Origin of the sequence: Microbacterium sp. MYb54, assembly GCF_002979515.1 — a bacterium.
Taxonomy (GTDB): Bacteria; Actinomycetota; Actinomycetes; order Actinomycetales; family Microbacteriaceae; genus Microbacterium.
The window spans coordinates 1-13,027 of the sequence record NZ_PCPA01000019.1; the positions used below are offsets into that span (position 1 = coordinate 1).

Sequence of the window (13,027 nt, forward strand, 5' to 3'; positions counted from 1 at the left end):
CCCGACACCACCACGCCGCCACCACGATCCCGAAAAATGCTTGCAAAATTCAAGCAAAATTCGCGCCCGTAGTCCCCCACCCCCACCAATGTCCGACCCCCTCCCTAGTTTGTAAACGTCAGGTTCACAACACATTGGAGGTTTCAGAATGGCTATGAACACGGAACAGCTTCGCGAGGCAGTGGCCCACTCTCGCCCCTTCTCGAGCACGCTCGCGCACGGAGAATCGATCGCTGTGCTCGGCACGGTGCGCCCCGATGCGCATGGCCCACTCGCGGAGTTGGTGCGGGCGGCGCAGCGCGACTACACGGAGCAGTACCTCACCGGTGGCAGCCGCAAGCGCTACCGCCGTCAGGTCGCCTACTACGTGACCACCGCAGACGGGTACGTGCTCGGATACACCGCCGCAGACGGAACGGCAGTCTCGTGCACCGCGGCGACCACCTCGGTGCCGGTGCTCACCGCGGTGCGTGAAGGGCTCGCGGACACCAAAGCGCGAGGGATCTATCACGAGGCCCGCGAGTTCGGCATGCACCCTCCCGGGTACATCGACGGCGAAGAGGCGATCTTCACGCTGTGGGAGCGTGACCCCTCCACGCCGGTCCAGGAGGCCACCGTCACGCGCCAGATCGCTGGGGGCACCCTGGAGGCCCGCAGGGAGGCATACGAGGCGATGCGTGCCGCAGATCGGCTGGGGCAACACATCCCAGCCTCCGAGCGCAATCACGCATGGGTGACCCGCGAACCCGTAGGGACCGAACCGCCCGCGACATGGGGCGAACACCAGCGGCGCGAGGCGGCAGCGCTGTCCGCCGCACGCGAAGCGGAGGCCTCAGCATGAGCACTCTCACTCCGGAGCAGATCGCAGACCATGCGGTCCTCAGCATCCTCGGCCCGACCGCCGACGCGGATCTATACGCGATGGCGGTGAGCGACGTGAACGGCGGGGTGCCGACCTCTGACGACCTGCTCAACGCCGCCGCCTGGTATCGCGACCTCGACGGGCGAGGCGTCCACAAGCTGATGGCTGCTGCCGTCGCTATCGACCGGGCACAGCGGGCCTGACTCGGGGGCCGCCGATTCCAATGTCGGTGGCCCCTCATAGTCTGTAAATGTCAGGTTCACAACAACGGATTGAAAGGACACACCATGGGTGCAGATATGTTGATGGCAATCGCGAAGGAAGCCCGGATGAGCGCGGCCGCGAAGGCCTGGTGCGACTCCCTCGAGCTGGCCCCTGAGGTACTCGTGAAGATCGAACAGCACATACTGCTCGGCAGGGTGCAGCGGTTGGAGATCTCCGAGACCGATCTTGGAGATCTGGAGCATCTGCTCGAGGAGGACGACGACGGGGAGGAAGCCGCGCTGCGGAATCTCCTCGAGCTCGCCGTGGTGACACTCGCTGCGGGTCGGAGGGACGTGACGACCCTCTTCCTCCACAACACCTGGTGGATGGTCAGCGGTGGCATGTCGTGGGGAGACGCCCCGACAGATGCCTATGACTTACTCACCGCCGTCGACGCGATGGGCGTCACGGATCGGGCAATGTCGGTGCGCGAGGTGAAGGCGGCTCACGCCGGGATGGTGAGCGCCTGATGTCGTCGAAAGAGATCGTGAAGCTGCTGCGCGCGAACACGGGTGAGCGAGATCTCCATACCGTCTTCGGCGACTTCTGTTCGATGAGCGCATCGGCCCTGCGCAACCGCTTCGACCCCAACGGCCACGACGAGCGGGAGGAGCAGTACGAGCGGACGCGTGAGCGGTACTCGGAGGCCCAGTGGATGAGGTTCGCCGAGGCGCTGGGCGCCGTGACGATCGAGCTGGCCTCGGAGCCGCGCGACGTGCTCGGCGAGGTCTACATGCAGTTGGAGATCGCAAGCCGCGACCAGGGACAGTTCTTCACCCCGTACAGCGTCTGTCGACTGATGGCCGCCCTGCAGGTGCCGGATGCCGCCGAGCGGCTGCAAACGCGCCCTTTCCTGACCGTGTACGAGCCCGCCTGCGGCGCGGGTGCCATGGTGATCGCCGTCGCCCAGGAACTCGCCTCCCAAGGCTTCGACTGCTCTACACAGCTGCACGTCACAGCCGATGACATTAGCCTCAACGCGGTGCACATGTCCTACATCCAGCTCTCGTTGCTGCAGATCCCGGCAATCGTGAATCACCGGAACTCTCTGACGCTGGAGCATTTCGATACCTGGCCGACCGTGACGCACGCTCTCGGAGGATGGGACCGGACGCTCTCAACGCCCCTAGCCGGCTGACGCATGGACAGGGCTCCCGCCGGATATGACGGGAGCCCTGCTAGGCGGGTAAGAGCGCGGGAGACGACCCTCGGCTGAGCATCTCGAAGACTGCCGAGGCCAAGGGAGGAACGCCGAGTACTCCAACCGTTGCGAAGACCATGAGAACGCTCGCGGAGAGCTTCTCTGAGGTGCTGCGTGGCATGGAGTACCAGCCCACAATCGCGACGAGATAGACGGTCTGAACCACGATGCCGACGAGGTCTGAGCCCGATTGCACCCAGCCTCTTTCCGCCCACTGAACGACGGCAAGAACCGCCGTCGCTGCCGCCATGACGTAGATCGCCACCATCAACCACCGAGCTGCACGGCTGGGCTTTGCCTCTCGCTCTGAGTACACGGCTTCGATGCTCACCGCGTCGACCGATCAGTCTCGGTACCCCGGCGCACTTCCACGGCTGGCAGCTTCGCCGCGTCGGCCTCGTGGAGCCGCTTAGCGCGACGCGCCTCCGCGACGCGTTCGTCTTCGGCGGCCACCGCGAGCTGCATGTCGGTGAACTTGTTGACGAGCTGGATTCGCTTCTCCAGATCCTCGGGCGGGAGCAGCTTCGGCCCATGGGTGGCGAGGAGATAGAACGCCCCTGCCGAGACGCCGCCGACGACCAGGGCCAGCATCACGCCTCCCGGGTAGCACAGCACACCGACGCACCAGCCGACGAGCACAGTCAGCAGCAGACGGACGAGAACGAAACTGCGTGCGTCATGCCTCCGCATCGGCCAAGGAAGCCCCGCGACGGCGTAGGGAAGCATGTGCTCCGTGTCGAAGAACTGCGCTTCGACACGACCGATCTGGTGATCGATGAGGTAGTACAGCTCCTCGTGCTCAACAGCCTTGGCGCGCTTCGACTGATGAAAGTTCTCGTATCGCTCGATGCGTCTCGTCAGTGTCAGTTCATCGGCCACAGCGGCCTCCTCTCGGCTCGGATGGCCCGGTGTGGACCCCCTCACCTACAAGGGGCGGGCAGAAGGGGCCGAGGTCGACAAACTGCACGCCACGGCCGACCGGGAGAGGCGCGACTCATCGGCGGGCGGGCGAGTGCGCTGAGTGGCGATCCGAATGTCGGTGGCCCCTCGTAGAGGGTAAATGTCAGGTTCACAACTACGAAGTAAGGATCTCCGATGAGCACGAGCACACTCCCCCAGACAGACGCCCTCCACGCCCGCGCGGCCATCAGCACGATCATCGAACCAGGCGACGCCGTCGCAGGAACACTGATCGACGCCCTCGGCCCGGTCGCCGCATACGACGCGATCACCGGGAACGGCCTCCGCGCCGCCCTGCAGGACGCAGGAGTCGACGAGCGCACCGCCACCGCCTCCGCCGCCCAATGGGCACCCCGCATCAGCTCGTCAGCGATCGCCGAGAACCTCGCCTCCCTCGAGCGAGCGGGCACGACCCTGATCGATCCCGACACGATCCCCGCGCTGGCCGACCTCGGCACCCAGCGCCCCGTCGCCCTGTACGTCCGAGGCGACGCCTCCCTCCTCACCACGCCGCGACCGATCACCGTCGTGGGAGCCAGAGCCAGCACCGGATATGGCGAAGCCATCACGGCCGAGATCGTCTCAGACCTGGCCGCACACAAGGTCACCATCCTCAGCGGCGCCGCCTACGGGATCGACGGAACCGCGCACCGCGCCGCGCTCGCCGCGGGGATCCCCACCGTGGCCGTGGTGGCATGCGGGGTCGAACGGCGCTACCCGGCTGGCCACTCCGAGCTGATCAACCGGATCTCCGAGCACGGCGCAGTGATCTCCGAAGTGCCCATGGGAACCGCACCCACACGGTGGAGGTTCCTGGCTCGGAACAGGGTGTTGGCGGCTCTGTCTCGGGTGACCGTGGTCACCGAGGCCGGGTATCGGTCGGGGTCGATCAGCACGGCTGATCACGCGGTGTTGTTGGGGCGTCGTCTCGGTGCGGTACCTGGTCCTCTGACATCGGTGGCATCGAGTGGGTGCCACCGCCTCATCCGTGACCACAAGGCCACGTTGATCACCAGCGCGCAGGACATCATGGCTCTCGTCGACGGCGAGTAGCCGCAGGGGGAGCCGGGCCTTCCCGGCTCCCCCTGCGCGGGAAGTGGCCCTCACCTGTACGCTCCCGCACCGGGTCCGGGCGCGTACCCCTACGCTCGAAGCGTGTCGAACCGTCTTGTGAAACTCGATAGCTGGGTCAGCTACCTGTCCTGGCCACCTCTGGCCTGCCCGGAATGCGGTGAAGGAACCGTCAGTCTGGACAAGAACTCTCTGATGACCATCCGGGATCCGGCCTCCGATGAGCTCGTGATGCTTATCGACGCGGGCTTGGAAGGCCTTGGCGAGCTGACAGGCACCTGCTCCGGGAAGCTCACTTGCAACAATCCTCAGTGCGGCCGCACCCTTCTCGTGAGCGGGGATTGGTCCCACGATGTAAACGTCGACGATCACAACGGTCGAGAGACGTGGATCGACTACATCCGCGTGCGGTACATCTCCCCACCTCTTCCAATCTTCACCCCGCATGCGAGTACCCCGGCGAAGGTCACCTCAGCTATTCACGCTGCTGCCGAGTTGCTCTGGATCAATCCCAGCGCTGCCGCCAACCAGCTCCGCCAAGCGATCGAAGAACTCCTCACCGTCAAGGGCATTAAGCGCACGTATATCAACGGTTCGCACAAGCGGAAGACGTACCCAGCCCACGCACGCATTGAGATGTTTGGCAGCGCGAACCCTGCAAACGCCGAGGTCGCCGAGACCCTCATGGCCGTCAAGTGGATTGGAAACAGCGGCTCTCATGGCAGCGACCTCACCGTCGCCGAAGTGCTCGAGGGAGCTGAACTACTCCAACACGCCCTCACCGAGCTCTACGACCCCACCAACAGCCTGCGGCGAGCGCGCATCAAGGAGATCAACCGGAAGAAGAGGATCCCCCGGTCCAAGAACTAGTACCCGTTCGGGTCAAGGCGTCCCGGTTCTGATCGCTTGCCTATTCCGCGATGTTCGTGGATACAACCTCGGACGATGATGTCGAGTCGTTGACCTCGGCGGCGGTCCCGATGGTGAGTCCTGCGAACTGGATTGCGGTGTCGGCGAGGGCCTGTGGGTTGATGCAGCACCACACGTCGTCCAGCTGTAGTCGCCCTTGGATGGTGGAGAGCGCGTACCGTCCCGGGTAGCCGTTGCCTGTCAGCGGGGCGATCGTCTCGATGAATGCCTGACACCACTCCCGCCACTCGGGGGTCAGCTTGTCATAGACGCCGCCGTCGAGAGCGCCGGTCATCTTGAGGGTGAGGGAGTGTCTTTTCTTCCCCGTGGTGGGCACGTCGACGCCGTGGAAGTGGTTCGCGACATCGAGTGCGTTCTCGCACAGCTGGTGCGTTGCGAAGAGGATCGGGCGGGTGAGGCTCCACCCGTCTCCGGATTTCTCTGCCGCATCGACGAGCACGCGCAGCGCGGTGGCGTACTGGCCGATGATCGCGATCCGGTCCTGCTGCCGTGTGTCCCCACCGAGCCAGGCGCAGTGCCCTCCGCCGGGGTGGTCGCCGTCGTCATCGACGCGGTAGGCCAGGTTGTCCAGGGAGGGAAGTGTCATCGTGTGCCTCGAATCGTCAGGTGGTTCCTCATGATCCCGCGATTCCGGGCACGCAGGCGGGGAATGAGCCGTGAAGCGGAGCATGCCTCTCGGGCTGTCGCGCAGCTGCCGACGCCGCGGTGCGCTCGGCGCTTGACACCGCTGACGGATTTCTCGTAGGCGACCCGCTCTGCACTAGCATCGCCGATGACCACGACTCCCAGTAGCTCAGCGGATAGAGCACCGTTTTGACGAAGCGGAGGGCGAGGGTTCGAATCCCTCCTGGTCTTGGGGCCCCGACGCCACGCGCTCGGGGCCTCCCCGTCCAACGACCGCTCAGAACCGAGAACACGATGCCGAAGAAGCCCGACGAGATCTCGATCGACCCTGTCTCCCCGGAGTACGTGGTCACGGTTGCTCGCGCAGTCCTCGCCGTCGACCATCAGCACATCCGCACCTCCCCCGTGGGACACACCGTGATCGGGTGGGTGCTTGCCGCGCACGACCAGATCCTCGCCGTCGGTGAGATGACCCGAGACGGCCGGAAAAGCGCCACCGCCCCGAACACGCGTGCAGTGCTGGAAGTCGCCTTACGTCTCATCTGGCTGCACAGCCTCGACGACCGGGCAGCCGGCCTCCGTGCTCAGTTCGACGGGGAAGCCAGCCACGCGAACAAGCACCCCGAGAACCTCCAGAAAATGGGCCTCCCGATCACCGTCATCGAGACCCCGCCCAAGATCGACCTCGACCAATTCGGTACCCTCGACCCGACCCTCAAGAGCGCCGCACGCTCCATCCTCAACCTCTCCGAACAGACCGACGATGCCGGTGGCTTCTACGACATGTGGTGGACGTCAACACAGTTCTCCCACGCCACCAAGGCACTCGCTGACGCCTACGCCCCGAGAGACGCATTCGGGACCATCACCGCGCCGAAAGACCCACGGGACTGGTCCCCTCACCTCAACGCGATCTCCATGGTCATCTGCGCCGTCGCCGGACAGATCCTCATGGAAGAAGGACTCACCCCCGACGACGCCCGAATCTTCTTCACAGCATCCGCGACCGCCTGACCAACCACCGGGCACACTCTCACCAGCGGATGCCCGGCTGGCTGCTCGCGCTCGCCGCATTGCGAGCTGTGGCGGGGGCTCTCGGCGTGGGGGTGGATACGCTGGCGAGGTGAGCGGAGGGGTGTGTGTCTAGGGCGTCGGGGAGGGCGCGGTGTCGTGATCTTCCGGGGCTGGTGTGGACGCATGCTACGGCGTATGGCGGTGCGAGCGTGGACCACTTTCGGGGCGTCAGCGAGGAGATCCGCACCGACGTCGTGACGTGGGGCGTTCGGGTTTCGCGGTGGCTGGCGGCGATCGCAATGATCCCGATGTCGTTCATGATCCTGATGCCGGCTCTTGTCAGAGGGGGCCTATACGGGTCGCGGGATCGGCGGGCGCTTGTTGTCGCGCTGCGTCATTCTCCTGCTCGCGGATTGGGTGCGCTGCTCGGCATCCTGATGGTAGTGGTGGCGGTGGTGTGTGCGGCGTATCTGCTGGTCGTCATGTGGGCGGTCGAGTCGCGATCCGGGGTGCTGCTCTCCGTCGTGACCTCGCTGGGTGTGGCGCTGCCCTGGGTGCTCTTGTTGTGGGGCGTCGCCGGCGGGGTGCTGCTGGTGCTACCAATTCTGCGGAGCGAGTCGGCGTCGAAATCGATCGGCGAGGAGACTCCGGAAGGGGATCGCTGGGTGATCGAGTCGCTCGCAGCGCGCACAGCTGCAGACGGCGCAGCGGCGTTCATGTTGGCTGCCCGGACGCTGAGGGCGTTTCCGCCAGGCCGTGTGCTTGCCGCGGGAGCTCGGACGAAGAATCTCCGGGAGGGGTACGAGCGGCTCGGGTTCGAGGTTGGCGAGGAGAATCGGGTCTATCGGGTGACATGACCCCGGTGCGGGACTATCCGCCGGCTTGGAATTGGAACCAGGCGATCACCGTGGCGGCGATCGTGCAGGCTCCGACCAGGGCGGCACCGATGCGCCGCCCTGTCGTCCAGAACCGTCCTTCGGTCTCGCCTTCTGCCGTGGAGGCCACGCCGCCGCTGGCTGCGTGGGCGACGCTCACGCGGTTGTTCTTGCCGTGGATGACGATGCTGACTGCCTTGCTGGCGTCGACGGGATTCGGTAGTGCGGCGCCGGCGGGTGTGACGGCTCTGAGTTCTCCGAGCATCTGTGCCATGCGTGTGCGCACCTGGTCGAGGAGGCCCGTGATCGCGGAGGTACTCACCGCCCAGTAGATCGCGGTGATCTTCTGGTCGCGGCGGCCGCTGCTGTAGTCGATCAGGTTGGCGATGGCCGTCGCTCCCGGGAGCATGATCTGGACGGTCTTCGATTCGTCGTATGTGATGACCATCGCTTCGAGCTCGCCGACCCCCTGGCGGAATGTCGCGTTGTGTGAGATCTCCTCACGGATCTCTTCGGGGAGCTCGTGCACACCGATGGTCTGGTGCTTGATGAATCCTTGGGGCACTGCGGCGTCGACCTGGATGATGGCGGGCACGATCCTGTACCTCGGCAGCTGATCTTCCGGCACCCCGATGTAGCCCTGCAGTTCGCGTGCCGCCCAGTCCCGCAGCTCACTCGTTCCCGCGTAACCGCCGAGGATGATGAGCTTCCTCAGCACGGTCGACACGGGGACGTCGTCGAGAAGATCCCGCTCGATCTCACTCAACAGAGATGGCGGCGAAGCGTCAGTCTTCGGCGTCTCCGGGCTGTCCATCAGGCGGGATCCTCCGGACTGGACTTGGTGGCGCGGTCATGCTTCTCGCGGTGCTCTTGAATGACGATCTGCACCCCACGCCGGATGACCTCGGACTGGCTCCGGCCGCTTTCGGCCATGACCTTCTGCAACTCGTCGAACTCGGCTGGCGTCACGCGCCCTTTGACGACAGGGGACTCTCCCCGTGAAGCACCGACGCGCGGGCGCCCCCGTCGTAGTTCAGCTGGCCCCTGCGCACCGTGGTCATTGGTCATGACCTCACTGTACCTAATCCGGCCCGATTATTGGGTCTTGTTTTCCCCGACGCCTCAACGTACTCTGTAAACGTCAGGTTCACAACAAAGATGGGATTTCATCATGACAACCACCCCGCAGGCCGACAAGCTCATCGCCACCCGCGTCCGCCAGGGAGCGAACCCCACCGAATGCACCCAACTCCTCAACGACCTCGCCACCGCCCACACCGGCGACAACCTCGCCAGCGCACTGGAACACCACAGCTTCGCCACCGCGGCGAGCGCAGAGCACGCCGCGCACGCCCTGGAGATCGAGCGGATCGACAACCACGTGACCGCGGTCGCCGCCCTCCTCCCCTTCCCCGTCGAAGTGGAAGCCGAGATGGGCGGCATGTTCACCCTCCAGATCCTCCTAGGCACCCGCACCCCTGACACCGCGCCCGACCGCGCCGGCATCAACCCCCACGTTCTCCGCGCCACCTGGTGGATCGAGACCGCCGACGGCGAGGCTTCCGAAGACTCCGGCATCCCCGCCACCGCGGACCCCGCCCTCGTCGCTTACTGGCTCACCCAGCGCGCGATCGCCCTGGGCTCCCCCGCCGCAGCACACTCCCGCGAGCCCCTCTCCGCGTAAGCCTCCCCGGGGCCTGGCGGATCACCCCAGGCCCCCGGGCACCAACCCGTGAAAGGACCAGCCATGAGCATCCGCGCCTCCCGCGTCGTCTACATCGGCCGACGACTCCTCACCGGACAGAAGATTGCCTACTGGTACCGCGAGCTCGACGACACCAACACCCTCGGCGCCGCCAAAGGTGCGTTCCTGCCCTACCAAGCCGGCATCCCGATCGGCGCCATCCTCGAAATCCGACAACCCGGCGACGACCCCACCAAGATCCTCCTGAACGGCCCCAACGCCCCTCGCGTCGTCGACTCCTGGCCCCACCCCACCGACATCGAGACCTGGCGGCTCGACGACCGCGCCGACACGCAAGCCGCCCACACCGCCCAACGCGCCCAGAACGCCCTGCAGGACATCCCCGATACCTTCGAACAGGCCCTCGACACCCTCGCCGCCCATTTCGCCTGCCTCACCGCACCCCAGCGCGCAGCCATGCTCCCCTTCGTCCAAGCCCGCATCCTCAGCCACACCACACGAGAAGAACCAGCGTGACCACACCCGCAGACCCTCGCATCGCCGAACTCCTCGACGCGATCGCCACCACCGCCCCCGGTCACACCACCACCTGGACGCACAACGGCATCGAAGTCACCATCTACGGCCAACGCCGCTACGAACTCCACACCCCCACACCATGGGCCGTCATCACCATCGCCGGACGCATCCGCCCCATCCACACCTGGCAGCAACTCCTCGATAACGTCGACGCGCTCGCCGCATCTGTTGACGACAGTCTGTGAGGGGTTTTGTAGCGGGCGGGTGCCATGGGGCGTGGAACTCGCGTTCGGCGCTTTAGGCGGGCACTGAGGGCGTTGCGCGGCAGGTGTGGGGGTTACTCGGTGCCCTCGAGGGGCGAGCCTTCGAAGAGGGCGGCGGGGATGACTGAGATGTCACCGTCTTCGAGGACGGCAGCCCATTGGTTCAGCTCGAGCTTGATGTCACGGCCGACCCCGGAGAACGTCAGTGTGTTCATCACAGGATTGAAGGCGTAGCTCACGCGCGGGCGGTACTTTCTCACCAGCTCTGCGACTGCCTCAACGCTCTCTGGCCCGGTGAACTGCGCCGATTCTCTGGGGCGCACAGCGAAACGTGGCTTATGGGGAATGGGGGAACGGTCCATCAGGCTCCTCGAGCAGTCATGATTACAGGCCGAGTTTGCGTGCACCGGAGCGTGCATTGTCTGCACGATCTTCTGATGAGTGGGGCATTTTCGACCAGACCACGCCGCTCGCTCGCGATCCGCTCGGTGTCAACCAGCCGAGAGAACGAGCAATGTGGCCGAGGTCCGAAAGGCTGTCCGCGACGATGACGCCGTCCTCGTCGAACACGGCGCCGGCGTCGTTCTGTTGCCAGCCGCTGTGCCCCGCGATCGCCTGGGCGAGCACAGAATCTTGCACATTCAACGTGACCTGGGGCATCTCGATCGGTTGCATATGAACAGCTTCCCGTACGGCCCCTGCGTTCACCAAGGTGCGAAAGTTCAGCGCTGCTCGCGGTCGTCGGACTCGTCAACGGGGCGAGTGACAGCTGCGTCGAATTCGGCTTGCGAGACCACAACCACATCCCCGCCGAACGCGACCACCCAGGAGCCCATCTCGATCGTGATTTCGGGACCTGAGTTGATAAAACGGAGGGTGCCGGCCTTGGGATCACCGAAGGTGGATGCTCCCGGTCGGTACCGTTTCACGAGCTCAGCCACGGCGTCGATGCTTTCCCGCCCAGTGAACTGTTGTGCTTCCGCGTTGATCTCGAAGAACGGCATCGATTACCTCCTGGGTTGTCGAGTCGGCTCAGCGGTTCTGGAATGCCGTTTCGACTTCGACCGGGATCCGGCCGCGGTCGGAGACGGTGAATCCGTTGGCTCTCGCCCAGGTACGGATCTCTTCGACGTTGCGGCGGCCGGTCTTTCGTCGCGCTGTCGGGGTACTTGTTCGCCGTGCTGCAGCGATGTATGGAGCCAACGCCTCGCGCAGCTGCGCCGCATGTTCCGGCTTGAGGTCGATCTCGTACCCTTTGCCGTCGACGGAGAAACTCGTGGTTTCACCCTCTCCCGATTCGAGGACGGTCCCGTCGATGTCGTCGACGAGCTGGTGAATGATCTGTCGTGCCATGACGGTCACGATAGTCGCTGCAATGCGCCTCAACCCGCAAGATATTGCTGGCATGACGTTGCAGACAGCCACGGATCCCGATTCTCGTGACAGCGATACCGCTCATCACCGTCGACCTGAGCGCGAATTGCTCTCGGGAGAGAATGGCCACATGACGGATCCACACCACGCAGATCTCTCGAAATGGATCGACGACAAGGGACGGATCCGCCAGTACCCACGCCGAGCTGCCGATCGCGCGACGCTGCTCAAGTTCATTGCAGACAAGGTCATCGCCACCGGCGAAGTACTCACCGAAGAGCAATTGAACAAGCGGCTCGCGCCTTTCACCGATGACGTCGCAGCGCTACGCCGCTACCTGGTCGTCGCCGAGCACCTCGACCGCACAAGAGACGGATCTGCGTACACCGAGGGATCGCCGCCCCCACGAGGATCGGTCGAACACCCGGCCCAAAATGTCGACTCCGCGTCACCGTGACCACCCCTTATAGGTGTGAGACCAATACAACAGCAATGCAGCGGTCGACCTGCCGCGCACCACTGTCGACTAGCCGCGAGCGCGCGCCTTCGTGACGGCGTCGTTGGCATCGGAGGTGTCGATCCGCAGCAGCTCGGAGATGACGGCGAGCTCGCTGTCCTTCCAGCGGTTGCGTCCGCGCATCCGGTTTCCGAAGGTGACGCTGTTCAGTCCGAGCTTCTCGATGAGCGCGCGTTGGGTGTCGATTTCGGGCTTGCCCTCGCCCGCCATGATGCTCGCTCGGAGGCGCTGCGCGAACGTGTCGGCGTTCTCTCCGTCGACGAGCGCGCGGGGGCGGCGGCCACGCGCCGAGGGGGCACGGTTCGATCGGGCCTTCATGTACTCGAGGATGGCGGTCTCGGAGTACAGCGGCGAGCGCTCTTCGTAGGCGATGGGGGTGGGGAAGGCGGTGTCGGTGGAGCGGAGCTTGTAGATGTAGCTGACGCCGACGTCCATGAGGTCGGCGATCTGCGCACTGGTGAGTGCGGTGTCGTCGTGGGGGGTGCCGGCGCTCATCGGTCTCCTCGCGGGTTGGTCTTTACGAATATAACCAGCGGGGGTGACGAGGGTGATGAGTTCCGACACGCCGAGCGACTACGCCGTGTCGGAACTGAGTTCCGTAACCTCGTTCCTATGGTTGCCAAGAATCCTGATGAGATCCGTGAGGAACTGCGTCACATCGCTGAGGAATTCGCGCGGTTGGAGGAGTTGCGGGAGCACCGCGACAAGGTGATCGCACAGGCGCGTGAGGCCAACCTGACACAGCGTGAAGTGGCGTTGCTGTTGCAGATGACCGAGCGCGGGGTGTCGAAGGCTCTGACGAGCTATCGGCTGCGTACCGGCACGGCGTTGGCTTCATAGCTCGGCGC

Annotated in this window: 23 protein-coding genes and 1 tRNA gene; 14 read left to right on the plus strand and 10 right to left on the minus strand. The window is 65.0% G+C overall.

All coding sequences use genetic code 11. The features are described 5' to 3' along the window. Positions 1-148: 148 nt before the first annotated feature. The 4 genes from CQ040_RS16320 to CQ040_RS16335 all read left to right on the plus strand — a co-directional run bounded on the left by CQ040_RS16320 (position 149) and on the right by CQ040_RS16335 (position 2,264). Positions 149-841 carry a hypothetical protein gene (locus CQ040_RS16320; protein ID WP_146114741.1) on the plus strand — a complete coding sequence of 231 codons (693 nt, stop codon included), beginning with the start codon at positions 149-151 and terminating at the stop codon, positions 839-841. After that, positions 838-1,065: a hypothetical protein gene (locus CQ040_RS16325; RefSeq protein ID WP_105527909.1), complete on the plus strand. Its 228-nt coding sequence runs from the start codon at positions 838-840 to the stop codon at positions 1,063-1,065. The genes CQ040_RS16320 and CQ040_RS16325 overlap by 4 nt, the downstream gene beginning before the upstream one ends. A gap of 126 nt (positions 1,066-1,191) precedes the next feature. Beyond that, a complete protein-coding gene (locus CQ040_RS16330; protein WP_146113932.1) occupies positions 1,192-1,596 on the plus strand; it encodes a hypothetical protein in 405 nt (134 codons plus the stop codon). A 17-nt stretch (positions 1,597-1,613) separates the two neighbouring features. Continuing rightward, positions 1,614-2,264 carry an N-6 DNA methylase gene (locus CQ040_RS16335; protein WP_258132760.1) on the plus strand — a complete coding sequence of 217 codons (651 nt, stop codon included), beginning with the start codon at positions 1,614-1,616 and terminating at the stop codon, positions 2,262-2,264. A 40-nt stretch (positions 2,265-2,304) separates the two neighbouring features. Here the strand turns inward: CQ040_RS16335 and CQ040_RS16340 are convergent, their stop codons facing one another. Further along, positions 2,305-2,658 (minus strand): hypothetical protein, encoded by a 354-nt coding sequence (locus CQ040_RS16340; RefSeq protein ID WP_105527912.1) that lies wholly within the window; start codon positions 2,656-2,658, stop codon positions 2,305-2,307. Next, positions 2,655-3,206 carry a hypothetical protein gene (locus CQ040_RS16345; protein WP_105527913.1) on the minus strand — a complete coding sequence of 184 codons (552 nt, stop codon included), beginning with the start codon at positions 3,204-3,206 and terminating at the stop codon, positions 2,655-2,657. The genes CQ040_RS16340 and CQ040_RS16345 overlap by 4 nt, the downstream gene beginning before the upstream one ends. A 216-nt stretch (positions 3,207-3,422) precedes the next feature. Here CQ040_RS16345 and dprA point away from each other — a divergent pair, with 216 nt between their 5' ends. Continuing rightward, positions 3,423-4,340: a DNA-processing protein DprA gene (dprA, locus tag CQ040_RS16350; RefSeq protein ID WP_105527914.1), complete on the plus strand. Its 918-nt coding sequence runs from the start codon at positions 3,423-3,425 to the stop codon at positions 4,338-4,340. 102 nt (positions 4,341-4,442) lie between these two features. Further along, positions 4,443-5,228 carry a DUF4145 domain-containing protein gene (locus CQ040_RS16355; protein WP_146113933.1) on the plus strand — a complete coding sequence of 262 codons (786 nt, stop codon included), beginning with the start codon at positions 4,443-4,445 and terminating at the stop codon, positions 5,226-5,228. A 40-nt stretch (positions 5,229-5,268) separates the two neighbouring features. Here the strand turns inward: CQ040_RS16355 and CQ040_RS16360 are convergent, their stop codons facing one another. After that, entirely contained in the window at positions 5,269-5,874 is a 606-nt protein-coding gene (locus CQ040_RS16360; RefSeq protein WP_105527916.1) for a hypothetical protein, read from the minus strand. Positions 5,875-6,067: 193 nt separating this feature from the next. On the opposite strand from CQ040_RS16360, the gene CQ040_RS16365 reads away from it, so the two are divergent. The 3 genes from CQ040_RS16365 (at position 6,068) to CQ040_RS16375 (ending at position 7,783) form a co-directional block, all read left to right on the plus strand. Next, positions 6,068-6,143, plus strand: a tRNA-Val gene (locus tag CQ040_RS16365). A gap of 63 nt (positions 6,144-6,206) precedes the next feature. After that, the gene (locus CQ040_RS16370) at positions 6,207-6,926 is read left to right on the plus strand and encodes a hypothetical protein (protein WP_105527917.1); all 720 of its coding nucleotides are present in this window, start codon (positions 6,207-6,209) and stop codon (positions 6,924-6,926) included. Between the two features lie 209 nt (positions 6,927-7,135). Continuing rightward, the gene (locus tag CQ040_RS16375) at positions 7,136-7,783 is read left to right on the plus strand and encodes a hypothetical protein (protein ID WP_146113934.1); all 648 of its coding nucleotides are present in this window, start codon (positions 7,136-7,138) and stop codon (positions 7,781-7,783) included. Positions 7,784-7,796: 13 nt separating this feature from the next. Here CQ040_RS16375 and CQ040_RS16380 read toward each other — a convergent pair whose 3' ends face one another. Continuing rightward, positions 7,797-8,615 carry a hypothetical protein gene (locus CQ040_RS16380; RefSeq protein ID WP_105527919.1) on the minus strand — a complete coding sequence of 273 codons (819 nt, stop codon included), beginning with the start codon at positions 8,613-8,615 and terminating at the stop codon, positions 7,797-7,799. Then, positions 8,615-8,869 carry a hypothetical protein gene (locus CQ040_RS20515; protein WP_146113935.1) on the minus strand — a complete coding sequence of 85 codons (255 nt, stop codon included), beginning with the start codon at positions 8,867-8,869 and terminating at the stop codon, positions 8,615-8,617. Before CQ040_RS20515 ends, CQ040_RS16380 begins: the two co-directional genes overlap by 1 nt. Positions 8,870-8,972: 103 nt before the next feature. On the opposite strand from CQ040_RS20515, the gene CQ040_RS16385 reads away from it, so the two are divergent. The 3 genes from CQ040_RS16385 to CQ040_RS16395 all read left to right on the plus strand — a co-directional run bounded on the left by CQ040_RS16385 (position 8,973) and on the right by CQ040_RS16395 (position 10,270). Beyond that, positions 8,973-9,485, plus strand: a complete 513-nt coding sequence (locus CQ040_RS16385) for a hypothetical protein (RefSeq protein ID WP_105527920.1) — start codon at positions 8,973-8,975, stop codon at positions 9,483-9,485. 63 nt (positions 9,486-9,548) lie between these two features. Next, a complete protein-coding gene (locus CQ040_RS16390; protein ID WP_105527921.1) occupies positions 9,549-10,022 on the plus strand; it encodes a hypothetical protein in 474 nt (157 codons plus the stop codon). Beyond that, complete coding sequence (locus tag CQ040_RS16395) at positions 10,019-10,270, plus strand: hypothetical protein (RefSeq protein ID WP_105527922.1); 252 nt, start codon at positions 10,019-10,021, stop codon at positions 10,268-10,270. The genes CQ040_RS16390 and CQ040_RS16395 overlap by 4 nt, the downstream gene beginning before the upstream one ends. 92 nt (positions 10,271-10,362) lie before the next feature. On the opposite strand, the gene CQ040_RS20785 is transcribed toward CQ040_RS16395, so the two are convergent. From CQ040_RS20785 to CQ040_RS16415, 4 genes are all read right to left on the minus strand, one after another. Beyond that, positions 10,363-10,503 carry a hypothetical protein gene (locus CQ040_RS20785; protein ID WP_181156987.1) on the minus strand — a complete coding sequence of 47 codons (141 nt, stop codon included), beginning with the start codon at positions 10,501-10,503 and terminating at the stop codon, positions 10,363-10,365. Between the two features lie 169 nt (positions 10,504-10,672). After that, positions 10,673-10,963, minus strand: coding sequence for a hypothetical protein (locus CQ040_RS16405; protein WP_105527924.1), 291 nt, complete (start codon positions 10,961-10,963; stop codon positions 10,673-10,675). Between the two features lie 47 nt (positions 10,964-11,010). Next, positions 11,011-11,292, minus strand: coding sequence for a hypothetical protein (locus CQ040_RS16410; protein ID WP_105527925.1), 282 nt, complete (start codon positions 11,290-11,292; stop codon positions 11,011-11,013). Positions 11,293-11,320: 28 nt separating this feature from the next. Then, positions 11,321-11,641 (minus strand): Lsr2 family protein, encoded by a 321-nt coding sequence (locus tag CQ040_RS16415; protein ID WP_105527926.1) that lies wholly within the window; start codon positions 11,639-11,641, stop codon positions 11,321-11,323. 52 nt (positions 11,642-11,693) lie between these two features. Between CQ040_RS16415 and CQ040_RS16420 the strand changes: the two genes are divergently transcribed. Continuing rightward, complete coding sequence (locus tag CQ040_RS16420) at positions 11,694-12,119, plus strand: DUF2087 domain-containing protein (RefSeq protein WP_181157664.1); 426 nt, start codon at positions 11,694-11,696, stop codon at positions 12,117-12,119. Between the two features lie 69 nt (positions 12,120-12,188). Here the strand turns inward: CQ040_RS16420 and CQ040_RS16425 are convergent, their stop codons facing one another. Next, positions 12,189-12,674, minus strand: a complete 486-nt coding sequence (locus CQ040_RS16425; protein WP_105527928.1) for a DNA-binding protein — start codon at positions 12,672-12,674, stop codon at positions 12,189-12,191. A gap of 117 nt (positions 12,675-12,791) precedes the next feature. Here CQ040_RS16425 and CQ040_RS16430 point away from each other — a divergent pair, with 117 nt between their 5' ends. Continuing rightward, positions 12,792-13,019 (plus strand): hypothetical protein, encoded by a 228-nt coding sequence (locus tag CQ040_RS16430; RefSeq protein ID WP_105527929.1) that lies wholly within the window; start codon positions 12,792-12,794, stop codon positions 13,017-13,019. Positions 13,020-13,027: the final 8 nt, after the last annotated feature.